Below are 24,946 nucleotides of genomic sequence, written 5' to 3' on the forward strand. Positions count from 1 at the left end.
GATGATCCTCTATGGCACCAATCCTATCGCCTGGTCGAACGACGATGATCGCAACCTCGGTGCGCATATCACTCTGGATCAATGTCTCGATGAAACCGCCGAGATCGGCTTCGACGGAATCGAGAAAGGTCACAAATTTCCGCAGGAACCGGCTGCACTCAAAGCCGTACTTGAACCTCGCAAGCTTCGCTATGTATCGGGCTGGCATTCGCTCAATCTGCTGGTGAATTCGGTCGAAGAAGAAAAGAAGGCAATGCAGCCCGCGCTCGACCTCCTGAAGGCGATGGGCTCGAAGGTCATCATTGTTTGCGAAACGTCGAATGCCATTCACGGCGATAACGACAAGCCGCTGTCTGAGCGTCCAGTGCTGGAAGAAGCGCGCTGGGAAGAATTCGGCGCGGGCGTCGAAGCACTGGCAGAACATGCCGCCGCCCAAGGTATCGCGCTTGTCTACCATCATCACATGGGAACGGTAGTGCAGAGCGAGGACGAGATAGATCTTCTGATGCAGCATACAGGACCGTACGCGAAACTTCTTCTCGATACAGGTCACTGCCTGTTCGGTGGTGGCGACCCGGAGCGGGTTGCGAAAAAGCATATGGACCGCGTCGGACATATCCACGCCAAGAACGTTCGCCCGGCGATGGCCACTGAAGTACGCGACCAGAGCCTGTCGTTTCTGGAGGGGGTCCGTCGCGGCGTCTTCACTGTTCCGGGCGATGCGGATGGCGGCGTCGACTTCATACCTGTACTGAAAGTTGCTGCTGATAAAACCTATCAAGGCTGGCTGGTGATCGAAGCAGAACAGGACCCCGATATTCGTAATCCGTATCAGTATCAGTCACTTGGGCTAAAATCGCTGAAATCATTCGCACGCGAAGCAGGACTCGACAAAGGAGACTGAGACATGGCCAATTTGTTGCGCAAGCCCAACGGCACGCATGGCAAGGTCCACGACATCACTCCGGAAAGCGCCAAATGGGGTTATGTCGGGTTCGGGCTCTATCGTCTCAAATCCGGCGAGAGTGTCTCCGAAAAGACTGGGTCGACGGAGGTGATCCTTGTTCTTGTGGAAGGCAAGGCAAAGATTTCCGCTTCTGGCGAGGATTTCGGCGAGATGGGCGAGCGCATAAACGTGTTCGAGAAACTGCCGCCACACTGCCTCTATGTGCCTGCTGAAAGCGACTGGCATGCAACCGCCACGACAGATTGTGTTCTGGCTGTTTGCACCGCACCGGGCAAGCCAGGCCGCAAGGCACAGAAGCTTGGGCCGGAAAGCGTGACACTTGAACAACGCGGAAAAGGTGCCAATACCCGCTTCATCCATAATATCGCAATGGAAAGCCGCGATGTTGCCGATAGCCTTCTTGTTACCGAGGTATTCACACCGCAGGGAAACTGGTCGTCCTATCCACCCCACAGACACGACGAAGACAATTTTCCGGATATGACCTATCTGGAAGAGACCTATTATCACCGTCTCAACCCGGCGCAGGGCTTCGGCTTCCAGCGTGTTTTCACCGAAGACGGAAGCCTTGATGAAACCATGGCGGTCTCTGACGGAGACGTCGTGCTTGTACCAAAAGGCCACCATCCATGTGGCGCGCCCTATGGCTACGAGATGTATTATCTCAATGTGATGGCCGGTCCCTTGCGCAAATGGCGCTTCAAGAACCATCCCGACCATGACTGGATTTTCAAACGCGACAATCCGTAAACAGAAAAGCCCCGGATCCGGGGCTTTTCAATAAGCTGTCGTTCGTCCCTATCGGCTGGCTGGCAGCGTATTGTTCGCCCGCGATGCATCGATGCTCAGGGGGCCAGGTCCGGCAATAAACAGATAAAGAAAAATGAAGCAGAACAGGATTGCAGCAACACCGCCATTCTGGCCTGGGAAAAAGCTTTGGGATGCATGACCAATGAAATAGGCGCATGCCATCAAGCCCGAGAGAATGAAGGCAGAAAACCGGCTGAAAAGACCGATTAGCAGCGTGAAGCCCAAAACAAGCTCAAGGACACCCGCGGTCCACGACAATGAGAACATTGCTGGCGAACGGCCTGAAGGAAAGCCAAGTATCTTCTCCGTACCATAACTGAAGAGTACAAGAGCTGCCACGATACGTAAAATACTGAGCATGATCGGTTGATATGCAGCTGTCCATCCGTTTGCCGACATAGGCTTCCTTCCTTCAAATGAAACACTATGCCAGCATATTATTGCGGCCTGCATTAGTTAAATAAAACACATTCACGAGTACGTTATCAGGGCCTCTCGGCTAAACCGAAACAAACAGTTTAGGAAATTGGGCGTTCTTTGTTTCTGTCCTCTCCTTGCTTATCTCGGGCTTAAACGCGCGATTTTTCTCAGATCTTCCACCGCACCGGGTGCAGCCACGAAAACCTTGTTGCCTTTGGTGAGCTGTTCTCCGTCTACCGGAAAAGGATGCACATAACCTCCCGCCTCACGCACGAGACAGAAGCCCGCCATGCAATCCCAAGCATGCATATAAGGCTCATAATATCCGACCAGCCTGCCAGCCGCGACATAAGCGATCATCAGTGCGCCTGAACCATTACGGATAAAGGTTCCGCCCGCCTCAAGCAGGTCTTCTACGATTTTTGCAACAACCTGTGGTGTTACGTAGTTGTTGGCGCCGATACCCGTCACCGAATTACGGATCGTGCGGCTCGGATCGAGGACCAGCTTCTTTCCATCAAGTGTTGCACCCAAGCCTTTTGCCGAAGCATAGAGTTCGTCGAAGCACGGCGCCTGGATTACGCCAATGACGGGCTCGCCGTCTTTCAGAACGGCAATGGAAACACACCAGTTCGGCATACCGTTGACGAAAGGACTGGTGCCATCAATAGGATCCACAACCCATGTGTAACCCGAAGTGCCTTCATTCAACCCGTATTCCTCTCCCAGAAAACCATCCTGAGAAAACGCTTCCGACACACGGGCACGGATAAGCTGTTCAACGTCCCTGTCGGCAATCGACACCACATCCTGCGGATCGCGCTTGGTTTCGATAACCAGTGTTTCACGCTGCTTGAAATAGTCGAGGGCCTTGGCGCCCGCCTCGCGCGCGATCTTTTCGGCAAGCGCCAGCCGCGCTTCTAGTTCCTGTCGGGGATGGGAAGTCATGATGATTTTCCGATGAGAGATAAAGAAAGGCGCGACGTTTTTGCGCCTATTGATTGATAATGGCAAGTCCGCGCATTTTGAACTCGATCGATACATCGGTTTGCGGCGGCAGAGCCTCCTCGACCGCCGGATCGACAATGAAAAGCTTGCCGTGCTCGGTTTCGATTTCATACTCGATATGATCGCCAAGATAGGCCGAATGGGTGACACGTCCGGGAAATCCGCCGCCAGTCTTTGGCTGCAAGGTCACTGCGTTGGGCCGGATCGCAAGCTGCGCCGGACCTGGTCGAGCGTTGCGCGCGGTAACCCGGTGGGTCAGGCTGCCCACACGAATGACAGCTTCGCCCCCATCTGCCGTCATCACCTCACACGGCACAACATTCGCCTCTCCCATGAAATCTGCGATAAAGGCTGAGGCCGGTGTTTCATAGAGATCACGAGGGCTTCCCTTCTGTGCGATATTGCCCTCCTTCATGACGATGATCGTATCGGAAACGGCAAGCGCCTCGTCCTGATCATGCGTGACATAGACGGCAGTGAACCCGAGCCTTTGTTGCAACTCACGAATTTCGGTCCTTACCCGACGGCGCAGGCGAGCGTCGAGGTTCGAAAGCGGCTCGTCCAGAAGCAGAACCTGCGGTTCAAGCACAAGCGCGCGCGCTACGGCCACGCGCTGTTGCTGGCCACCCGACAGTTCTGCCGGAAGGCGATGCCCCATTCCTGCAAGACCGACGAGCTTCAGCCCGTCTTCCGCACGTTCGCGCGCTTCCGCTTTTTTCAAACCTGAAGATTCCAAGCCGTAGGCCACGTTGTCGAGCGAGTTCATATGCGGAAAGAGCGCATAGGACTGGAAGACCATGGACACATCCCGCTCATTGGCTGGCAGATTGGTCACGTCCTTGCCACCGATCAGAATGCGACCCGAAGTCGGATGTTCAAGCCCAGCCAGCAGCCGCAATGTCGTCGTCTTGCCGCAACCGGATGGTCCAAGGAGCGTCACCAGAGTTCCCGGCTCGACGGTCAGGGACAGATCGGGCAAGGCGGTAAAATTACCGAATTTCTTGGTGACATTTTCAAATGTAACGGAGCCGGGACGGATCGCAGTCATGCGGTTTTCTCCTGACGAACGGTTTTGACGGGGGGGACAGCCGCAACGCGGTTCTCGCGCCTGAGTTTGCGTTCACCCACGAGGAGCTGGAAGCCTGTAATGACCACGATCATCACGACAATCAGCATCGATGAATAAGCAATAGCCACGCCGAATTCACCGTTTTCGACCAGACCGACAATGTAGGATGTCGCCATGTTGTATTGCGCCGAAACGAGGAAAATAACCGCGCTGATGGACGTGATGGCACGCACGAAGGAATAGACCAATGCAGCTGTGATTGCGGGACGCAGCAGTGGCAGAATGACTTTGCGGATCGTGCGGAAGCTGTTTGCCCGCAACGTCAGCGAGGCTTCGTCGAGGCTCTTGTCGAGCTGGCTCATTGCTGCGATGCCGCCACGTACACCCACTGGCATGTTGCGGAAGACGAAACATGCAATCAGGATCAGCGCCGTGCCAGTCATTTCAAGCGGTGGCAGATTGAAAGCCATGATGTAGCTGACACCGATAACGGTGCCGGGAATTGCGAAGCTCAGCATCAAGGCGAATTCGAAGACGTTTCGTCCAACAAAACGCTGGCGAACGATCAGATAGGCCGTTAGCAACCCGACAGCAGCAGTCAGCGGAGCCGAAATCAGCGAGATTTCCATCGTCGTCCAGAACGAATTCCATGCCACACCGGTCCACGCAATTCCACTCTCTGCCCAATTGACGGAAAACGCCCGCGCGTAGTGCTCGACTGTCAATGTATTGTCGAGCCCCCACTGACGCACGAAGCCGCCAATAAGGATCATCGCGTAAACAACGACAGTGAAAATCATCCAAGGAATGACAAGGGCATAAACGCCGATCTTTAGGCCGCGTGGCAGCCCGGCATGCATACCGGAATCGCCTTTGCCGGTCACAGTTGCGAAGTTCTTGCCTGAGAGCCAGACGCGCTGGATAAGAAACGCAGTCAATGTAAAGCAGAGCAGCACGATTGCGAGAACTGCCGCGCGCGATGGATCGTTCTGCGCACCAACCACGGCAAAGAATATTTCGGTCGAAAGCACCCCATTGCTGCCTCCGAGCACCATCGGATTGCCGAAATCCGCCATACTTTCGATGAAAGCAATGAGAAACGCATTGGCAAGCCCCGGTGCCATCAGTGGCAGAGAAACCCTGCGAAACGTACGCCAGCGATCAGCGCGCAGAGTTTGAGATGCTTCTTCCATCGACGGTGACACACCCTCGACAACACCGATAAGTACGAGGAAGGAAATCGGGGTGAAAGACAGGACCTGTGCGATCCATATGCCAGTGAGACCATAAAGCCACCGGCCTGGTTCCACGCCGAATATATTGGAAATCTGTTCCGTCACTACGCCTGCGCGGCCAAAAAGCAGCGTCAATGCAAGACCGACAACGAAGGGCGGCGTGATGATCGGTAATATGGTGAGAAGCCGTAAGCCTTTCTTGAAAGGGAAGCCTGTGCGGGTCGCAACCAGTGCAAAAGCAAGCCCCAGCACTGTAGAACCAGTCGCAGTCATCAGAGCCAACCATAACGTGCGCCATGCAACGCCGCACCGCCCCTCACCGATAACGCAGGCCAGACTCCAGATCGAGGAATCCTGAATATTGCCGATAAACCCCTCAGGTTTGAAAGAACCGTCGAAATCCTGCACCGACCCGGCAAACATGCTGATAACAGGATAGAAGACGAATACAGCCACCAATGCAACCAGCAGTGTAATGGAAGAGACGACAAAAGCGTCCCCCTTCATGACGCCGCGTTCTGCGAGACCAAACGAGAAAATCAGCAGAAAGCAGAGACCTGTTAGGATTGCTCCAGCGCCGAATGCCGGCTGGCCGTCAGAAAGTGCGCCGAACAGATTTTCACTGATGGTCCAGTTCCAGCCGGAAAAACCGATGGCCAAGCCTTGCAGCGCCAGGAAAAGTACACCAAGAAGGCTCGCCCATATCAGAACACCGCTCCGACGTTCAACAGGCAATAGCAAGCGGGCACCGGCACAAAGCAGCATGAATACAGCAACAGCGCCAAGCCAAGGCCGTCCGAATAAGGCTACCTGCCAAAGGCCGGGTGCCGTTGCACCATCACCGAACATTCCAGCGAGCCAGCCGAAGCTCAGAAAGCCGTCTTCTATGCGATACCACGGCAACAAGACAAATGCCGCGAGTGCAAGTGCCAGAACGATATCCAGTCTGCGATTATGCTGTTTCATGGATGTCCGCGTCCCTCCAGATCGGGGATTTCCAAGGAATGGCTAGAGCATTTCCAGCAAAAGTGCGAAGCGGTTTTGCGCAGGATAATGCGTAGAAACAAAGAGATGGAGCATTTCCAATGATTCAATTTAAACTGGAAATGCTCCAGGTGCGCCGGCTCCTGCATATTTCAGGAAAACCGCTGCCTTGTTCCGTCATCCGGGTGCGTCGCACAACAAGAGCGGCGCACCCGGATTTCAAGCCAATGAAAGATCAGTTGGCGTGTGCACCGATTTCCTTATCCCAGCGCTCGAGCAGTTCCTTGCGCTTGGCGGGTTCGCCATAGGTCTTGAAGTCATAATCAATGAGCTTGATGTCCTCGAAGCGCGGGGATTCCTTTGGAACCTCGGCTGATTTGTTCGAAGGCAACTGGAAGGATTTCGCATCTTTCATGTGCGACTGCACTTCGGCGGTCAGCGCCCAGTCGTACCACTTCTTCGCATTCTCGAGATTCTTGGCGCCCTTGATGATCGACATGGAACCGATTTCGTAGCCTGTGCCTTCACACGGTGCGACTGACTTGACCGGGAAACCTTCTGCCGTCATCGATACTGCATCATGCATGAAGACGATGCCGATGCCAGTTTCACCACGCGCAGCCGACTTGACGGGAGCCGAGCCCGACTTGGTGTACTGCGATACATTTTCGTTGAGCTTCTTCAGATAATCATAGGCTTTGTCTTCACCCATGATCTGAACAAGCGTTGCCAGTGCCGTGTAGGCGGTACCGGAAGAATTCGGATTGGCCATCTGGATTTCGCCCTTATAGGACGCATCAAGCAGATCGGCCCAGCATTTCGGCTCTTTCAGGTTCTTCTTGGCAAGAATATCGGTGTTGTAACCCCAACCAAGCGCACCGGCATAAACGCCAACCGTGCGGAAGCCGGAGCTTTCGGCCTGTTTCTTGGCCCAATCATTCAACTGGTCTAGCATCGGCGATTTGTATTCGAGCGTCAGCCCCTCGGCTGCAGCCTGCAAATGGGGGTCACCGGTACCAGCTCACCAGATATCCGTCTTCGGATTGCGCGCTTCGGCCCGCACCTTGGCATAGGTTTCACCGGAGGAAAGCCGCACCATGTTGACCTTGATGCCCGTATCCTTCTCGAACATGTTCTTCATCTGCTCACAGATGACCACGTCCGCGGAACAGATAAGATTGAGATTGCCTGCGGCCTGCGCAGAAAAAGCAAATGAAGATACACCTGCGGCCAGCGCCGCAACCAGAAATGCCGAACGCATTGTTTTCCTCCCTTTATACGGCGCCTCCACGCCGACGCTTTTGCAAGCGTGTGCACAGTGTTTGCCTTTTATGAAAGCCTGTCAATGCCTTTGTAAATTTTATTCTGAAATTACAAAAAATAATTCAATCATTCTGTTTTTGACTATCATTTGCACAGCCATGCAAACTTGTATCGATAAAAGAAAAAGGCGGCCGAAAGCCGCCTTTTAGTTATTGCCTGTCAGGAGATCAGCCGATTGCCATCAAGCTGGCATTGCCACCAGCCGCTGTGGTGTTGATCGAAGTCGAAACTTCTTCCAGCAACCAGTTGAGACAATAGGCATCCGGGTTGTTTGCCAGTTCTTCCGTGGAAGCGGCTTGCGTCAGAACCAACGGTCCGGGAAGCGTTGCAAGCTTCTTGTTGATCTCGACAATGCGTTCAGCGTTCCCTTCAACCAACGCTCCAGCGAACGGTGCGTCGGATTCCCAGTTATTCGTCCAGATCGTGCGCGCTGCGACTGAAGCTGGAACATCTTTCAGGACATTCCGCAAATCTGAAGCCTCGTCGACATACACAGTATTGCCCGTAGCGAGGGCAGCCGTCATCTGGCGATAAAGGCCTGCTTCCGTTTGCGGAACCAGCAGGATATTTCCACGCGGATGCAGCGCATAAAGATTGCGCTCGCCAACAGGACCCGGCAATTCAAGGTCAAGACCGAGAGCCGAAGCGCTACCGGTGTCGCGCGCAGCCTGAGCCAGATCGTTCATGCCGCGTTGGCCAAGCCATTTCGCAAAATCCTTGAGCGCTGGATCAGTGTGAACCGAGCTATGACGCGGCGGGATTGGAGCTGTTTCCACCAGACGTCCGAGATAGAGCGGACCACCTGCCTTTGGACCAGTGCCGGACATGCCGCGTCCGCCGAATGGCTGCACGCCGACAATCGCGCCAATAACATTGCGGTTGATATAGACGTTTCCGACACGGATACGATCCGCAACATTGGCGATGGTCTCATCGAGACGCGTATGCAGGCCGAAAGTAAGCCCGTAGCCGGTCGCATTGATATCATCGATCAGGCGCTCCATATCATCGCGCTTGTAGCGCACGACATGCAGAACCGGGCCAAAGACTTCCCGCTTCAGATCGCGAAGCGAATTGATCTCGACAATGGTCGGTGCAACGAAAGTTCCATTCTGGGTTTCAGGACCGAGCGGAAGCTGCTCAACCTTGCGACCGAGATCGCGCATACCCTGAACGTGCTTTTCGATGATGTTCTTGGCTTCATCGGTGATAACCGGCCCAATGTCCACCTTCAGCTTGTCGGTGCGACCGATGGAAAGTTCCCTGAGCGCGCCCTTCAGCATTGTCAGGATACGATCTGCGACATCTTCCTGCAGGCAGAGAACGCGGAGCGCCGAACAACGCTGACCCGCACTGTCGAATGCCGATGCAATCACGTCGAACACGACCTGCTCGGCCAAAGCGGACGAATCCACGATCATTGCATTCTGACCACCGGTCTCGGCAATCAGCGGAATTGGCTTGCCGTTCGGCAACAGGCGCGAGGCAAGCTGAGCCTGAATGAGGCGCGCCACTTCGGTCGAACCGGTGAACATCACGCCGCAAGTCTCTTCCGCAGCAACCAGCGCGGCCCCAATGCGGCCATCCCCCGGCAGAAGTTGCAGCGCATCCGCTGGAATGCCAGCCTCGTGCAGGATGCGAACACCCTGTGCTGCAATCAGCGGCGTTTCTTCGGCAGGCTTTGCCAGCACGGGATTGCCTGCAACGAGTGCGGCTGCGATCTGACCGGTAAAGATCGCCAGCGGGAAGTTCCACGGGCTGATGCAGACGATAGGTCCAAGCGCTTTGTGGCCGACGCCCAGCGTACGACGGGTCTGCTCTGCATAATAACGCAGGAAATCGATGGCTTCGCGCACTTCAGCAATCGCGTTCGGCATGGATTTGCCGGCTTCGCGCATGATGAGGCCGAGCAGAACCGGCATATCACGCTGCATGATATCCGCTGCGCGCTCAAGACAAGCCGCACGTTCGGCTGGCGCAACCGCAGACCAACTTGCCGTTGCCTTCTGTGCCGCCTTCATGGCTTTCGCCACATCTTCTTCGGCGATCTCCGTCACCGTACCGACAACATCGTTCCGGTCACCGGGATTGAGAACCGAGCGGCTGGTGCCCTTTACCTTGGTTCCGGCAAGCTGAGGTTCCGATGTCCACACGCGGTCAGCGCTGTCTTTCAGAATCTTGCTGAGTTCAGCGAGCGTGACTTCGTTCGACAGGTCGAAACCGTCAGAGTTCTTGCGAGCGCCATAGAGATTTTCCGGCAGGGCAATCTGGTCATGGCGTGCTCCGACGACAGCCATTGAGCGAACGACATCAACCGGATCGGCGATCAGCTCATCGACGGAGACACTTTCATCGCCGATGCGATTGACGAAAGACGAGTTCGCACCGTTTTCGAGAAGTCGGCGAACAAGGTAGGCCAGAAGCGTTTCATGTGTGCCGACCGGCGCATAGATGCGGGCCGGACGGCCGAGCTTTTCGGCACCGACAACTTCGTCATAAAGCGGTTCACCCATACCATGCAGGCACTGGAACTCGAACTTTCCGGTTTTGAAATCCGGACCAGCCAAATGATAGATGGTGGCCAGCGTCTGCGCATTATGCGTTGCAAATTGCGGGAAAACGGCATCTGTCGCCGCAAGGAGCTTGCGTGCGCATGCAATGTAGGAAACGTCGGTATGTACCTTGCGGGTAAAAACCGGGAAGTCTTCCAGACCGTCAACCTGTGCGCGCTTGATTTCGGCGTCCCAATAGGCGCCCTTTACCAGACGAACCATGACGCGGCGCTTGTTCTGACGGGCCATGTCGATGATGAAATCGAGCACGAACGGGCAACGCTTGCCGTAGGCCTGCACCACGAAGCCGATGCCTTCCCAATCTGCCAGATCCGGATCTTCGATCAGGCTCTGCAACAGATCAAGCGACAGTTCCAGACGGTCTGCCTCCTCGGCATCGATGTTGAGACCGATATTGTAGGACTTGGCGATAGCGGCCAGCGCCTTCACCTTCGGCAGCAACTCCCCCATGACGCGTTCGCTTTGCGCACGGACATAGCGTGGATGCAAAGCGGACAACTTGATGGAAATGCCAGGGCCGTCATAAATGCCACGACCGGCGGAAGCACGACCAATGGCATGAATGGCGGTTTCGTAATCCTTGTAGTAACGCTCGGCGTCGGCAGCGGTGGTCGCGGCCTCACCCAGCATATCGTAGGAATAGCGGAAGCCGCGTTCTTCCAGCGGCTTGGCGCGCTTCAAAGCTTCATCGATGGTTTCGCCGGTGACAAACTGTTCGCCCATCATCCGCATGGCCATGTCTACACCGCGACGAATGACAGGCTCGCCGCAACGAGCGATCAAACGTGTCAGGGCAGCTGACAGGCCGCGATCATTGACCGTGTTGGTCAGCTTGCCGGTAACGACAAGTCCCCAGGTTGCAGCATTGACGAAGAGCGAACGACCACCACCGATATGAGATTTCCAGTCGCCATTCGAAATCTTGTCACGGATCAAAGCATCACGCGTCGCCATGTCCGGAATACGCAGAAGGGCTTCGGCAAGGCACATGAGCGCCACGCCTTCCTGGCTCGACAGCGAATATTCATGCACCAAGCCTTCGACGCCTGTACCCTTGTGCTTGGCGCGCAGCGCTTCAATCAGCTTGCGAGCCGTGGAACGGACTTGCTTGGCTGTTTCTTCCGGCAAGGCGGCCTGTGCAGCCAGCGCGGAAACGCATTCAGCTTCCGGCCGGCGATAAGCGGCGGTAATCGCCTGCCTCAGTGCGCTTTGCTCGCGGATCGACGGCGCAAAATTCTGGAAAACCGGATTGATAGGAGCGGGTATGGTGTCGGTCATGGTGCAATGCTCACAAATGAAAACAGCCCCGAGCGTCTTTGCCCAGTTTAGCTCTGCTTTAAGTGGGCGCACACTATCATTTGTGCAAATTGCATTCTGCCTTCATTTGCTCCATATAAAGGATTATCGATCTTATTATAGGCTCTAAAGTAGGCTAGAAGAATGCGAAAGATAGATTCTGTAGACGATCTGGACCAATTCGATCGGCGTATTCTGGAAGTATTGAGCGAAGACGGACGCATTCCTGTCACGGAACTCTCGAAAAAGGTCGGTCTTTCCAAGACACCATGCCAGGCAAGGCTGAAACGACTGGTCGATGAAGGCTATATTGTCGGCTTTCGTGCGGCCATCGACCCTGAGAAACTCGGTCTCGATCATATCGCCTTCACGACGGTCAAGCTTTCCGACACACGCGAAGCCGCGCTTGAGGCGTTCAACACGGCCGTGCGCAAGATACGTGAAGTCGAAGAATGCCATATGATCGCAAGCTCTTTCGACTATCTTCTGAAGGTGCGAACGCCCAACATCCGGCGTTACCGCGAGGTGCTAGGCGAAAAGATATCGAGCCTGCCCAATGTCGCAAGCACATCGACATTTGTGGTGATGGAGTCGGTCAAGGACAACCGCCCGGTAAGGGTCTATCCGGGCGCATTGTAATTTTCAGTTATAGCGGCTCACCTGCCAGATAACGTTCGAGCGCTTTGACAGTCCCATCCTGCCAGATGCGCAGAAGTGCGGATGAAAAAGCCGCCACATAAGCTGGATTTGAAGCGAGCGAGCCGAAGATATCATCCATCGCAAGCCATGCCGCCGGATTGCTTTTTGCAAGAGCCGCCTGCTTTGTCAGGCGGTCCCATGACGGATCGTTCGGCTCAATAACCGTGCCGCTATCGGTCGTGCCATAGCAGTAACGGCACCAGAATGCGGAAACAAGCGCCAGTCCTGTCACAGACTTGCCTTCTGCCACACGATCAGAAGCAGTGGGCAGAATGAACTTCGGCTGACGGTTGGAGCCATCAAGGCAAAGGCGGCGGATCGTATCGCCGATGCTTGGATTGGCGAAGCGTTCGTCGATGAGGATGCGATAGTCTTCGAGATTGGTATCCGGTACGGGCGGCACCTCTGGAATGATCTCATCCTTGGTGAGCTTTTCCAGATAGCGCCGGATCAGCGGATGCTCCATCGCCTCATGCACGAAGTGAATGTCGAGCAGTCCACCCGGATAGGCAATGGCTGCATGACCGCCGTTCAGAATGCGGATTTTCATCAGTTCATAAGCGGCAACCTGATCGGTAAATGTGACACCTACTTTTTCCAATGCAGGACGCCCGGTGGGGAAATTGTCCTCCATCACCCACTGCTTGAAAACTTCGCAGAAAACCGGCCAGCCGTCTTCAACCCCGAAATCCTTCGCAGCGATTTCACGCTCGCGTGCACCGGTGGCCGGCGTGATGCGATCCACCATGGAATTTGGAAAAGCTACATTGGCAGAAATCCAGTCGGCAAAAGTCGCATCACTCAATTTGGCCAGTCCCGTCACGGCATCTTCCGTCACATGCCCGTTGCCCGGAATGTTATCGCACGACATGACGGTGAAAGGTTGAACACCCGCCGTCTTGCGCAGTTTCAGTGCCTGCACGATTAAGCCGAACACGGTCTTTGGCTGGTCCGGATGAGTGGCATCTGCCACAATATCAGGATGAGCAGGATCAAAGGTCTGGCTGGCCGGATCGATATAATAACCACCTTCGGTGATCGTCATGGAAACAATGCGAATAGAGGGCGATGTGAGATAGGCCATCAAAGCCTTTCGCCCTTCTTCGGTCGATATGGTTACATAATCGATCATGGAAGCGGTAACCCTTGCCTCCGCATAATCGGCTTCCTGTTCGACAACTGTGGTAAGCCAGTCTTGCGCCTTGAGCGTGTCCCGCATGGCATCATCACTGCCACGCACACCAGCGCCAACCAGCGCCCAGTCATGCCCCTCACCCATTCCGAACAGATCGTCCAGATAGACAGCCTGATGGGCACGATGAAAATTGCCAACACCGAAATGCACGATGCCCGGTTTCAACCCGGTTGGGTCGTAGCCGGGTTTGTGTACCTTGTCGAAGCTCTGGAGCGTTGCACGCGACAATTTGGTCATGACGATTTCCTTCAATTCAATCGGGTACGAACTGGACCTTCATCGTAGCAGGATCGCCACCGTGCTTGGTGAAGAACGGCAGCATTTCGCTGAGCGGTAACCGGTGCGAAACGAGGCGTGCCATTTCGCCCTTGTCCTGTTTGAGTATTTCCAGGGCCTGCGGAATGTTGCGGTTCAGCGAATGTGACCCTGCAATTCGAATCTGACGACGGAAAATTTCGAAAGGCGTGACTGAAATCCGTGCATCCGGTGCGCAAACGCCAAACACCAGAACCGTACCGCCGTCGGCCGTGAAGCTGACCATGCTTTCAACGACCTTGGCAATGCCGGTTGCATCGGCAACGAAATCGAAACTGCGCTTACGCTTATCCAGCATTTCCGAGCCCGACACGACTGGCTCAAGGCCGAGACTTTCGACAAAAGTCAGACGGTGTTCGTTGATGTCAGCCACGGCAACCTGTTGCACGCCTTGCGCCTTCAACGATAAGGCTAGCAACAAGCCAATCGGGCCTGCACCGAAGACGAGTGCATTTTCGGCACCTTGTGAGCCAATTTTCAGTTCCGCTGCGCCAAGACCGTTGAGGACACAGGCAAGTGGTTCCGCGAGTGCTGCTACGTCAAAAGGCAGATCGCCAATGGAATGGAGATGGCTGGCATCGACAAGGCTCATGCCTGCAAAGCCACCATTATGGGTTACCCCATAGGCCTTTAAGTCCGAGCACAGATTGGTCAGTCCCTTGAGGCAGGCACGGCAATGACCGCAGGGAATATTCGGATCGACCGCAATGCGGTCGCCCACCTTCACATTGGTCACGTCTTCCGCCACCGCGACCACAATGCCAGCATATTCATGCCCTGGTACCAGCGGAAATGCGCTGGACCCATAGCGGCCATGCAAAACATCTATGTCGGTGTGACACAGACCCGACGCCCTGACGTCGATCAAGGCGTGTCCCGACTGTAATACCGGCTCCGGCAGATCAGTCAGTCCGGCTTCGCCGTGGCCTGTAAAATAGATCGCTTTCATTGTATGTCCCGGCCCTGTTTCAAGCCATCCAGTTGCCCCCATCAACGCCGAAGGTCTGGGCGAGGATGTAGTCGCTATCAGATGATGCAAGGAAAACGGCCATGCCGGTAATATCTTCCGGCGTCGCGAACCGACCGATTGGAACGGACTTCGCTACCGCCGCTTTTTTCTCACCGGGCTTCAAGCCTTCCCATTTGGCAAAATTCGCATCCACCACGTCCCAATGTTCGCCGTCGACCACGCCCGGTGCAATCGCATTGACATTGATGCCATGCTTGACGAGCGCCAAAGCAGCCGACTGCGTGGCGGAAATGATAGCGGCCTTAGACGCGCAATAGAGGGTCACCAGCGCCTCGCCGCGGCGACCGGCCTGGCTCGCCATATTGATGATCTTGCCGCCGCGTCCGCGCTTGATCATTACGTTTGAAACCGCCTTCATCATGAAAAGCGGTCCCTTCAGGTTGATGTCGAGCACACGCTCATAACTGTCTTCGGTCAGTTCGTTGATAGGGGCCATATCGAAGATCGCGGCATTGTTGACCAGAATATCGATGCCGCCATATTCCGCGTCGATCTCTGCAACAACCTTGTCAATCTGACTGAGGTCGGTCACGTCAAGCTTTACCGCCTTGACCGATGAACCGATGCCGCGTGCGGCCTCCTCTGCCCGCTCAATATTAATATCGGCAATAATAACCCTCGCGCCCTCGCGCGCATAGGCTTCAGCGAAGCCAAGTCCGATACCGCGTGCAGCACCAGTGATGAGGGCCACCTTGTCTTTAAGTCGCATGGGGATACTCCGGGATATTGCAGCCTGCACTCACAGGTGCGTTTTCTTTTCCGTCAGCAATAATGGATGCCGTTCAAAGCGCTCCAAAGCCTTGCCATCGGGTGTAAACAAATGCGCGTCGGTCGGGTCAAAACCCAGTTTCGCCGTTTCGTGTGCACGTGCTGCGCTGCCACCGCCTGCTTCCGCAACAATCAGTCCGGTTGCGCTTTCATTTTGCACATAGAGATAGGTCTCACCACCAAGGCGCTCGACAACCATGATCTCACCTTCAAGGATACCATCGGCTGCCGGATGAAGATGCTCCGGACGAATGCCGAGAACCAGCGGCGCCCCAGCGCTTACGCCTTCGCTTTTGACAGGCGCTTTGACCGAACGTCCATTTGCAAGCTGAACTGTCACCCCGTCGGCATCGACGGCACTGGCTTTGACTTCGATGAAGTTCATGGTCGGTGAACCGATAAAACCAGCCACAAAACGATTCACCGGATGATGATAAAGCTCCAGTGGCGATCCTACCTGCTCCACCTTCCCGTCGCGGAGAACCACGATCTTGTGTGCGAGCGTCATCGCTTCCACCTGATCATGCGTGACATAGATCATCGTCGCATTGAGCCGGTCGTGCAGGCGCGCCAATTCAATACGCATCTGCACGCGGAGCGCGGCATCGAGATTGGACAGCGGTTCGTCGAACAGGAAAATCTTCGGTTCGCGCACCATTGCGCGTCCAATGGCAACACGCTGACGCTGGCCGCCAGAGAGTTGCTTCGGCTTGCGGTCAAGCAACTGGTCAAGCTGCAGCGTTTTTGCAACCTCTTCCACCTTGCGATCGCGTTCGGCTTTGGCAATGCCTGCTAGTTTCAGCGCAAAACCCATATTGTCGCGCACATTCATATGCGGATAGAGCGCATAGGTCTGGAAAACCATGGCAAGACCACGCTCATCCGGCGGCGTATCGTTGATACGCTCACCATCAATCGTGAGGTCACCGCCGGTAATTTCCTCAAGCCCAGCAATCATGCGCAGAAGCGTTGACTTTCCCGAACCGGATGGCCCGACGAAAACTACAAATTCGCGGTCTGCAATGTCGAGATCGACGCCCTTGATGACATCAATATTGCCGAAGGACTTGGTGGCGTTTTTCAGTGATAGTGTAGCCATTTCATTCCCTTTATTTCACTGCGCCGAAAGTGAGACCGCGCACCAGCTGGCGCTGCGTAACCCATCCGAAGACAAGTATTGGCGCTATGGCGAGCGTGGAAGCTGCCGAGAGTTTTGCCCAGAACAACCCTTCCGGTGACGAGAAGGACGCTATGAATGCGGTGAGCGGACCTGCTTGCGAAGCTGTCAGGTTCAGGCTCCAGAACGCTTCGTTCCAACACAGGATGATCGAAAGAAGTGCGGTGGACGCGATACCAGGAAGGCTTAGCGGCAGAAGCAGATAGCGTATCTGCTGGCCGACTTTCGCACCGTCCATACGGCTTGCTTCGAGGATTTCTCCGGGCACTTCCTTGAAAAAGGAATAGAGCATCCAGACCACAATCGGCAGATTGGACAGGGTGAAGATGATGATGAGACCGGTGCGTGTATCAAGAAGTCCGGTGTCACGTGCTAGAAGATAGATCGGCACCAGCACGCCGACTGCAGGCAGCATCTTGGTGGACAGCATCCATAGAAGAAGGTCTTTAGTGCGCTTGCCGGGGAAGAACGCTGCCGCATAAGCCGCGGGCACCGCGATAATGAGCGAGAGAATAGTCGCGCCCAGACTTTCAACGACACTGTTCATGGCATAGCGGAAATAATCAGCACGCTGGTTGACCGCGACAAAATTCTCCAGCGTTGGCTCGAAGAACAGCTTTGGTGGTGCCACCGCGTCAATTTCCGTCTTGAATGCAGCAAGCAGCATCCAGAGGATCGGGAAGAACATCAGCAACGCCACGATCCAGCCAATGATCCCGGCAGAGACGGCAGCCTTGTTGATCTTGCGTTTTGCAGCCATCGGTCAGCCCTCCTAATTATCCAGATTTCGTGCGACAGTCCGGATCAGGAACGCGGCAACGATGTTGGCAAGGATGATGGCGATGACGCCGGCTGCGGAAGCGCCGCCGATATCCCATTGCAGGAGCGCTTTCAGATAAATGAAATAGGTCAGCGTCGTCGTGGCGATACCCGGTCCACCCGAAGTGGTAACAAGAATTTCCGCAAACACCGACAGCAGAAAGATCGTCTCGATCATGATGACGACCGAGATCGGGCGCAGCAAATGCGGCAGCACGATATAATAGAACATTACCGGGCCTTTGGCCCCGTCTAGGCGCGCAGCCTCCATCTGTTCCCTATCAAGAGACTGCATCGCCGTCATCAGGATCAGCGTCGCAAACGGCACCCATTGCCAGGACACAATTATGATGACGGAAGCCATTGGAAACTGCGAGAACCAGTCGATGACCGGCAATCCGAAACTGCGTGAAATGAAGGCGAACAGCCCGTTCACCGGATGCATCAGCAGGTTTTTCCAGATCAGCGCCGAAACGGTTGGCATGACGAAGAACGGCGCAATGACCAGAAGCCGCGCTATATTCTTGCCCCAGAAATCCTGATCGAAGATGACCGCAAACAGCACACCTAGGACGACCGATATCACGAGAACCGACACGACAAGGATCAGTGTCTTGGCGATTGCGGACCATAAGGTCGGATCAGATAACAGGAAGGAATAGTTCGAGAAACCGGCAAAACCAGTAATAAATGGATTGATGAGATTGTAATACTGAAACGAGAACCACAAGGTCATCGCCAGTGGAACGATCATCCACAGCAAAAGCAGAATGACTGCTGGAGCGAGCAGAGGTCCAGTGCGGACACTGCGACGAGACTTTGCTGCAAAGCGTGATTTTGTGCCTGCGGCCAACGCATGGTTTGCTGGCATTCGGACTTATCCTCCCCTTCCCGTTTCGGATTCACCGTGGCGAACCTCTACGAAAATTAGGTCTGCCGCCTTCCTCCTACCGAAGGCGGCAGACCTTTATCTCACGGCTACTTGATGTAACCGGACTGCGTCATGATCTGTTCGACCTGACGCTGCGCGCCGTCGAGTGCTGCATCGACGCTCTGTTGACCCGCAACAGCCGACGAAACCGCCTGCCCGACAAGCGTACCGATTGCCTGGAACTCAGGAATGGCCACGAACTGGATGCCGGTATAAGGAACGGGGTCCTTGGTCGGTTTAGTCGGATCGGCAGATTCGATGGCTTTCAGCACCGTATCCGCAAAAGGAGCCGCCTTCTTGTACTCCTCGTTGGCATAGGTGGACTGGCGTGTGCCCGGAGGAACAGCAACCCAGCCTTCGGACTTGCCGACGAGCTCGACATATTCCTTCGAGGTCGCCCATTTCAGGAACGACTTCGCGGCTTCCACCTTCTTGCTCGATGCCGGAATTGCGAGGTTCCAGGACCACGCCCATGAAGAACCGTTTGGCGTCACCTCGACCGGTGCCTTGGTAAAGGCAACCTTGTCGGCAACCTGGCTCTGCTTCGGATCATAGATGCGTCCGGCAGCCGAAGTGGCGTCGATCCACATGGCGCAATGGCCGGTCGAGAACAGGGCCTGATTTTCGTTGAAGCCGTTTGACGTAATTCCGGGAGGGCCCGCTTCCTTCATCAGATCGACGTAGAAGTTAATCGCCTTCTTCCATTCGTCCGAATTGATCTGCGGCTTCCAGTTTTCATCGAACCACCTGCCACCGAACGTATTGATCAGCGTGCCGAGGTAAGCCATGTTTTCGCCCCAGCCCGGCTTTCCACGCAGGCAGAGACCATATTGTTCTTTCGACTTGTCGGTCAGCTTGGTCGCGAAATCCTTGATTTCCGCATAGGTTGGCGCATCGGGCATCTTGAGGCCCGCCGCGTCAAACAAGTCCTTGCGATAGAGCGTAAACGAGCTTTCGGCATAGAACGGCACGGCGTAAAGCTTGCCATCGACCGTCAGACCGGCGCGAACCGGCTTGATGAGATCGTCATAGCCGTAATCATCACCAAGATCATCCACCGACAGAAGCCAGCCAGCCTTGCCCCAGATCGGCGTCTCGTAACCACCAATGGTCAGGATATCGAACTGGCCGCTCTTGGTAGCGATATCGGTCGTGACGCGCTGACGCAGCACGTTTTCTTCAAGCACAACCCAGTTGATTTTATTGCCGGTCGCTTTTTCCCACTCCGGCGACAGTTTCTGCATGATGATCATGTCACCATTATTGACCGTCGCGATGGTGAGCTCTTCCGCCCACGCAGCCCCGGCCATAACTGCAACACTTGCAGCAGACGCAATAAGCCCTGCAACATAAGACTTGGTCCGCATTTCGTCTCCTCCTTTACGAATGCATAGCAAAATTCTTACATATGTAAAATTTATGGCGTGAGCTTCCGTAGCTTGTCAAGCACGGTTTTCAATTTTGCGTTGCGAGAAGAAACGACCGCTTTTGTGAACAGTTCCAAGGGCCGAAGTCGCGGACATTTCCACCTGCCAAATTCACGAACCGATGTTTTAGCATATATGGATATTCACCGCATCATTCTCTGCGAACACATTTGACTGCTTGACGTTTTGCCCCGCCTTTGACAGTTTGACGGGACTTCGCCTGGAGGAATACAACGGCGAGCGGAGCTGGAGGAACATCCTGAAATCGTTACAGAAGCGGCAACCGGGACCAGATTTTGTCCCGAGAAATCAGCACACTCCAGTTTATGCGGCGGCTTCGCAGAAAACAGCATCGTCGTGTGTACCTAGGCCGCGACAACTGACGAACAGGACGTAAAGACGTGCGCAAAACAATACGCACCATGGAGGATTTTTCGGAGTTTGTTGGGCTTTCCCGCCCGACAGTGTCGAAATATTTCAGCGATCCGTCGTCCGTCCGTCCCAAGACCCGTGAACTGATTGAAGCGGCGATCAAGCAATCCGGCTTTCGTCCCAATCTTTTCGCGGTGAACCTCAATCGACGTCGCACGACAATTCTGGGTATAATTATCCCCAACCAGCTCGATCATTTCTACATGGCGATGACGAAACGATTGCAATCGCTCGCAGAGCAACGCGGCTATCTTGCGATTGTCCTGTCATCCGATGGCAAGCCTGAGCTGGAAAAGCAGGCAATTGAAACCCTGCGTTCTCTCAATGTCGCAGGTGCCATCATCGCACCGCTTGGCGAAGAGTCGCAACATTCGACACTGGCACGTCTCGCGGAAGACGTTCCAATTGTCTATGTCGACTCTCCGCTCGACAACACTTCACCCTTTGTCGGCACCGACAATCTCAAATCCTTCCATCTGATTGTTGATTATCTGTGCCGCTCGGGCAGCGAGCCTTGTTATTTTTCCATGCCGATGGTCAACAACAATGCAATCAAGCGGCAAGATGCGTATCGACAAGCCATGGAAAAGCTTGGTTATGAGCCGCGTATCATTGACCTTGAACAGAGCCGAAGCTGGGATTTCGAACGTTATGCCTTCGAGCAAACAGCGCGCATTTTGCGTGAAAAGGGACGCCTGCCGACAAGCACTGTTCTGTGCTCCAATGATCGCATCGCCTTTGGCGTAACGAGTGCACTCTGGCAGGCCGGTCTGAAGATTGGCAGGCTCAAGGATTGCGACGTTCGTGTCGCCGGCCACGACAATAATCCACTGTCAGAATACACGTGTCCGCCACTCACTACAGTGGCGCAGGATTACAATGAAATCGGACGGCTGGCGATTGAGCTCTTGTTTCGAACACTGGGCGAAACAACGGATGACCGACTGGAGCTTCCAGAAACGCAGCGCATTCTACTCAATGCCGAAATCAAATTGCGCATGAGCGCATGAAAATGGCGGGTTACCCCGCCATTTCAGTGTTCGCTTTTTAATTCAGGCCGAGCGTCCCGCGCAGGGTAGAGAGATCTTCGGCAAGCGTGGTCACAGGACCAGCAAGCGCCTTGCGATCATCATCCGACAGCTTGTCGTAGGATTCGTAGCCGTCACCCTTCTTGTACTTTGCAAGAATGTCGTCGACAGTCTTGAAGTTGGCTTCCACCTTCTTCACGAGGTCCGGATTTTCCTTTTCCAGCAAAGGCTTGAAGAGCTCGACGATCTTCTGAGCCCCATCGACATTAGCCTTGAAATCCCAAAGATCGGTGTGGCTGTAACGATCTTCCTCACCGGAAATCTTGGTTGCAGCCACTTCTTCAAGCAGGGCAGCAGCTCCGCCAACAACCTTTTCCGGCGGAACGGTGAGGTCTTTTACACGCTTCTGGAGTTCCAGAACATCTGCGTAGAGCTTGTCGGCAACCGGAGCGAGTCCTTCGGTTGAATTCTGCGCAAACAGGCCATACTCGATGCGATGGAACCCGATAAAGTCTTCCGACTTCTCGCCGTTTTCATGGTCATCGGCGCGGCTGTCGATCGAAGCGTCAAGATCGGCGAAAAGCTCGGCAATCGGCTCGATCTTTTCGTAGGAGACGCGCGATGAAGGATAAAGCTCCTTGGCCTTTTCCAAATCGCCTGCTTTGACCGCGTCAGTGAAAGCCTTGGTGTCCTTTACCAGCACGTCGAGGTTTTCCTGCACATAGACTTTGTAGTCAGCAATCGGCTGAACAAGGTCCAGCGGCGAAACTTCAGCCTTGGCTGCGCCGAAGCTGAGCGTGAGGGCAACGGCACATGCCGATGCGAGCAATGGCAGACGATACTTCATGTTTAGCCTCTCCAGATAAAGCGCATTGCGGGAAATGCGCGTCAAATCAAAAACTTGAGATGCGATCCTCACCCGCCAGCATTTTGCGGACCGCTTGCCTCCATAAGTGCGCGCGCGTAGTAGTCCTTATGATCCTGAACACCAGGCAGCGCGAAGAAATACCCGCCCCCAATCGGTTTCAGGTATTCTTCCAGCGGCTCGCCGTTGAGACGGTTCTGCACCGTGATGAAGCCCTTCTCCAGATCGGCCTGATAGGCGATGAAGAGCAGCCCCATATCAAGCTGGCCGGATTTGCTGACCCCGTTTGAATAGTTGAATGGTCGACGCAGAATGAGGTGCTGCTCGGCATTGGCATCCCGCGGATTTGCCAAACGGATATGCGAGTCGAGTGGCGTCACCTTGCCATCCGCATCCTTCGCATAATCGGGAACATCAGCTTCGATTTTACCGTCGAATGGCGCGCCACTATTCTTGCGGCGTCCGAAAATGGCTTCCTGCTCCTGCAGCGGCGTGCGGTCCCAGCGTTCGACAAAATTGCGAATGATGCGCACAGCCATATAGCTGCCATTAGCGGCCCAGCCCGGCTCTTCATTTTGCTTCTGCACCCAAACGATGCGGTTCATCAATGCATCATCGGCGGAATCCGGATTGGCGGATCCATCGCGGAAACCGAGGAAGTTTCGTGCGCTTTCCTTCGCCCGGGGCGAATGCGGCGGTTGCACCGGAACCGTCCCTTCCTGCTTCCAGCGAACCATCAGAAGATCAGGCATGTTCTTCATGATGTCGCGCAGCGCATGAATGTTCGTGTCCGGCGTATTCGAACAGAACTGAATGACGAGGTCCCCGTGGCAGATGTCCTTCTGCAGGGCGTCGTTGGGGAAACCGGTCATGCGCTGCAGAAGTTTCGGCTTCAACGGCTTCAAACCGAAACGATCATCGAACAATGATGAACCGAGCGCCACCGTAACCGTGAGGTTATCCGGCGTGACGACAGGTCCAAGAATACCGGAATCCGATGGCGGAAACTTCGCATCAAGCTCCGGTGGTTCTCCACCCTTCATCAAAAATTCTGCCCGCTCGGTGAGCAGTTTGAACATGCGTTCCAGTTCGGCGCGGTCACGTGCCAACACATCAAAGGAAGCGACGAGACCCGCAGCAGGGCGCGGCGTGACGATACCGGGCTGGTGCTTCCCATAAAAAGGCTGACTTTCGTGAATCTTGTCGCTTTCCGGTGCATTGGTCACGCTTTCCGAAGAAAGAGCATGGGCTGTCTGCGGGGCAAGCACGCCTGCAACGGCTCCGGCAACCCCGGTTGCGCCAGCCCCGAGGAGCAGTGCACGGCGACCGGCGGAAACTGGCTCTTCTGTGGTAATCTTATCGGTTTTGAAAAATTTTCTGGTCATCAATCTACCCCAAGCTGATCGCGGAGTTTCGTAAACTGTGCAGCGAGTTGAGCTGCACCTTCCTTAATTTTCGTCTTTTCATCAGACGACAGAGCATCATACGCCTTGTAGCCATTGCCTTCAGCACTCGTACCAAGCAGCTTCCTGATCGAAGCTGCGTCCTTGTCGATGCCTTCAAAGGCTTTCGGGTCAGCCTTCATAACAATGGGGCGCAGGACATCGGCAGTCTTGCCAGAGCCTTCAAGAAGGCCAGACAAAGCCTGCAGATCGGTGTGAGCGTACCGGTCTTCACCAGCATCCGACGCCGTCGATGCAAAACGGTTCAATGCAGAAGCAGTGCCCGCCATCATGCGATCCGGCGAAATCCGAAGCCCGCGAATGCGCTCTTTCAATGCAGTGGCATCCTGCTCAAGCTTGCCAGCAACAGGAGCCAGACCATCGACGGATTTCTGTTCGAACAAACCGTATTCGATACGGTGCAAACCACCGAACGCAGGGTCCTGCTCGCGCTTTTCAAAATAATCCGCACGAGCATTGATAGCCGTATCGAGATCGGAGAACGCTTCCGACACGGGAGCAATGCGCGCATAGGCTTCTCGCGCCGGACCGTAGGCGGTTTGCGCAGCCTCAAGATTACCGCTGGCTATTGCCGTGGAAAGTGCCGAAACCGATTTCTGGAATTCGGCAACCTCTGTGGTCAGATAAATCTGATACTCAGCCAGTGCACCAATGAAAGCTGTAAGCGGAAGCTTGCCCTTTTCCGCTTCACTGGCAGCGGTCGCAGTCACAATCAGCTTGCCGCGCGGATTGGAAAGGAGCCCGCAGGTAATCTGGTATTCACCAGGCGTCAACTTGGCGGTGATGGTCTGCTTGAAGCCAGGAGCGATATTTTCGCGCTCCTCAAGAACCATTACTCCGTCGAGGATTTCCCACTCAACCGTACGGTCGGACTTATTGACAATTTCGAATACCGAGCGCCCGGCCGGAACGGTCAGTTCATTCGGCTCGCAGCTTTTTGCGTTGATCGCGACCTGTATTGTGTCACCGGCTTCTGCATGGCGGGCTTTGTCCGACACACGAGATGCATAATAAAACGCAGCGCCAGCGGCGAGCAGCAACAGCACGGCGAAAGCCAGTCCGATGCGGACCAGATTGCGCGACATGGGTTCAGCAGGTTTCGGATTCGTCAT

The 24,946-nt window shown here is 54.9% G+C and carries 19 protein-coding genes and 1 pseudogene; 4 read left to right on the forward strand and 16 right to left on the reverse strand.

All coding sequences use genetic code 11. The annotated features are described in order from the left end of the window. Position 1 precedes the first annotated feature (1 nt). A complete protein-coding gene (gene iolE, locus OANT_RS19815; protein WP_012093197.1) occupies positions 2–904 on the forward strand; it encodes a myo-inosose-2 dehydratase in 903 nt (300 codons plus the stop codon). A 3-nt stretch (positions 905–907) separates the two neighbouring features. Continuing rightward, entirely contained in the window at positions 908–1,717 is an 810-nt protein-coding gene (gene iolB, locus OANT_RS19820; protein ID WP_012093198.1) for a 5-deoxy-glucuronate isomerase, read from the forward strand. A gap of 48 nt (positions 1,718–1,765) precedes the next feature. On the opposite strand, the gene OANT_RS19825 is transcribed toward iolB, so the two are convergent. The 6 genes and pseudogenes from OANT_RS19825 to putA all read right to left on the reverse strand — a co-directional run bounded on the left by OANT_RS19825 (position 1,766) and on the right by putA (position 11,667). Then, positions 1,766–2,176, reverse strand: coding sequence for a DoxX family protein (locus tag OANT_RS19825; RefSeq protein WP_012093199.1), 411 nt, complete (start codon positions 2,174–2,176; stop codon positions 1,766–1,768). 159 nt (positions 2,177–2,335) lie between these two features. Beyond that, on the reverse strand, positions 2,336–3,145 hold the full coding sequence (locus tag OANT_RS19830) for an inositol monophosphatase family protein (RefSeq protein ID WP_012093200.1): 810 nt from the start codon (positions 3,143–3,145) through the stop codon (positions 2,336–2,338). 46 nt (positions 3,146–3,191) lie between these two features. Then, the gene (locus OANT_RS19835; RefSeq protein ID WP_012093201.1) at positions 3,192–4,253 is read right to left on the reverse strand and encodes an ABC transporter ATP-binding protein; all 1,062 of its coding nucleotides are present in this window, start codon (positions 4,251–4,253) and stop codon (positions 3,192–3,194) included. Beyond that, positions 4,250–6,475 (reverse strand): ABC transporter permease, encoded by a 2,226-nt coding sequence (locus tag OANT_RS19840; RefSeq protein WP_012093202.1) that lies wholly within the window; start codon positions 6,473–6,475, stop codon positions 4,250–4,252. The genes OANT_RS19835 and OANT_RS19840 overlap by 4 nt, the downstream gene beginning before the upstream one ends. Before the next feature lie 253 nt (positions 6,476–6,728). Continuing rightward, a pseudogene (locus OANT_RS19845) lies at positions 6,729–7,754 on the reverse strand (ABC transporter substrate-binding protein). Positions 7,755–7,983: 229 nt separating this feature from the next. Beyond that, on the reverse strand, positions 7,984–11,667 hold the full coding sequence (gene putA / locus OANT_RS19850) for a trifunctional transcriptional regulator/proline dehydrogenase/L-glutamate gamma-semialdehyde dehydrogenase (RefSeq protein WP_012093203.1): 3,684 nt from the start codon (positions 11,665–11,667) through the stop codon (positions 7,984–7,986). Positions 11,668–11,829: 162 nt separating this feature from the next. On the opposite strand from putA, the gene OANT_RS19855 reads away from it, so the two are divergent. After that, a complete protein-coding gene (locus tag OANT_RS19855; RefSeq protein ID WP_010659033.1) occupies positions 11,830–12,324 on the forward strand; it encodes an Lrp/AsnC family transcriptional regulator in 495 nt (164 codons plus the stop codon). A 7-nt stretch (positions 12,325–12,331) separates the two neighbouring features. On the opposite strand, the gene OANT_RS19860 is transcribed toward OANT_RS19855, so the two are convergent. The 7 genes from OANT_RS19860 to OANT_RS19890 all read right to left on the reverse strand — a co-directional run bounded on the left by OANT_RS19860 (position 12,332) and on the right by OANT_RS19890 (position 19,986). Beyond that, positions 12,332–13,816, reverse strand: a complete 1,485-nt coding sequence (locus OANT_RS19860; protein ID WP_012093204.1) for a mannitol dehydrogenase family protein — start codon at positions 13,814–13,816, stop codon at positions 12,332–12,334. Positions 13,817–13,832: 16 nt separating this feature from the next. Continuing rightward, positions 13,833–14,843 (reverse strand): zinc-dependent alcohol dehydrogenase family protein, encoded by a 1,011-nt coding sequence (locus OANT_RS19865; RefSeq protein ID WP_012093205.1) that lies wholly within the window; start codon positions 14,841–14,843, stop codon positions 13,833–13,835. Between the two features lie 19 nt (positions 14,844–14,862). Then, positions 14,863–15,633 (reverse strand): L-iditol 2-dehydrogenase, encoded by a 771-nt coding sequence (locus OANT_RS19870; protein WP_012093206.1) that lies wholly within the window; start codon positions 15,631–15,633, stop codon positions 14,863–14,865. Positions 15,634–15,663: 30 nt separating this feature from the next. Then, positions 15,664–16,791, reverse strand: a complete 1,128-nt coding sequence (locus tag OANT_RS19875) for an ABC transporter ATP-binding protein (protein ID WP_012093207.1) — start codon at positions 16,789–16,791, stop codon at positions 15,664–15,666. A gap of 10 nt (positions 16,792–16,801) precedes the next feature. After that, the gene (locus OANT_RS19880) at positions 16,802–17,629 is read right to left on the reverse strand and encodes a carbohydrate ABC transporter permease (protein ID WP_010659038.1); all 828 of its coding nucleotides are present in this window, start codon (positions 17,627–17,629) and stop codon (positions 16,802–16,804) included. 12 nt (positions 17,630–17,641) lie between these two features. After that, entirely contained in the window at positions 17,642–18,559 is a 918-nt protein-coding gene (locus OANT_RS19885; RefSeq protein ID WP_012093208.1) for a carbohydrate ABC transporter permease, read from the reverse strand. Between the two features lie 107 nt (positions 18,560–18,666). Continuing rightward, the gene (locus OANT_RS19890; RefSeq protein WP_012093209.1) at positions 18,667–19,986 is read right to left on the reverse strand and encodes an ABC transporter substrate-binding protein; all 1,320 of its coding nucleotides are present in this window, start codon (positions 19,984–19,986) and stop codon (positions 18,667–18,669) included. A 482-nt stretch (positions 19,987–20,468) separates the two neighbouring features. Between OANT_RS19890 and OANT_RS19895 the strand changes: the two genes are divergently transcribed. Beyond that, positions 20,469–21,488: a LacI family DNA-binding transcriptional regulator gene (locus OANT_RS19895; protein ID WP_029927075.1), complete on the forward strand. Its 1,020-nt coding sequence runs from the start codon at positions 20,469–20,471 to the stop codon at positions 21,486–21,488. Between the two features lie 37 nt (positions 21,489–21,525). Here the strand turns inward: OANT_RS19895 and efeO (OANT_RS19900) are convergent, their stop codons facing one another. The 3 genes from efeO (OANT_RS19900) to efeO (OANT_RS19910) all read right to left on the reverse strand — a co-directional run bounded on the left by efeO (OANT_RS19900) (position 21,526) and on the right by efeO (OANT_RS19910) (position 24,946). After that, positions 21,526–22,353, reverse strand: a complete 828-nt coding sequence (gene efeO, locus OANT_RS19900; RefSeq protein ID WP_010659042.1) for an iron uptake system protein EfeO — start codon at positions 22,351–22,353, stop codon at positions 21,526–21,528. A 68-nt stretch (positions 22,354–22,421) separates the two neighbouring features. Then, a complete protein-coding gene (gene efeB / locus OANT_RS19905; protein WP_012093211.1) occupies positions 22,422–23,756 on the reverse strand; it encodes an iron uptake transporter deferrochelatase/peroxidase subunit in 1,335 nt (444 codons plus the stop codon). Further along, positions 23,756–24,946: an iron uptake system protein EfeO gene (efeO, locus tag OANT_RS19910; protein WP_012093212.1), complete on the reverse strand. Its 1,191-nt coding sequence runs from the start codon at positions 24,944–24,946 to the stop codon at positions 23,756–23,758. The genes efeB and efeO (OANT_RS19910) overlap by 1 nt, the downstream gene beginning before the upstream one ends.

Origin of the sequence: Brucella anthropi ATCC 49188 (assembly GCF_000017405.1) — a bacterium.
Lineage (GTDB): Bacteria > Pseudomonadota > Alphaproteobacteria > Rhizobiales > Rhizobiaceae > Brucella > Brucella anthropi.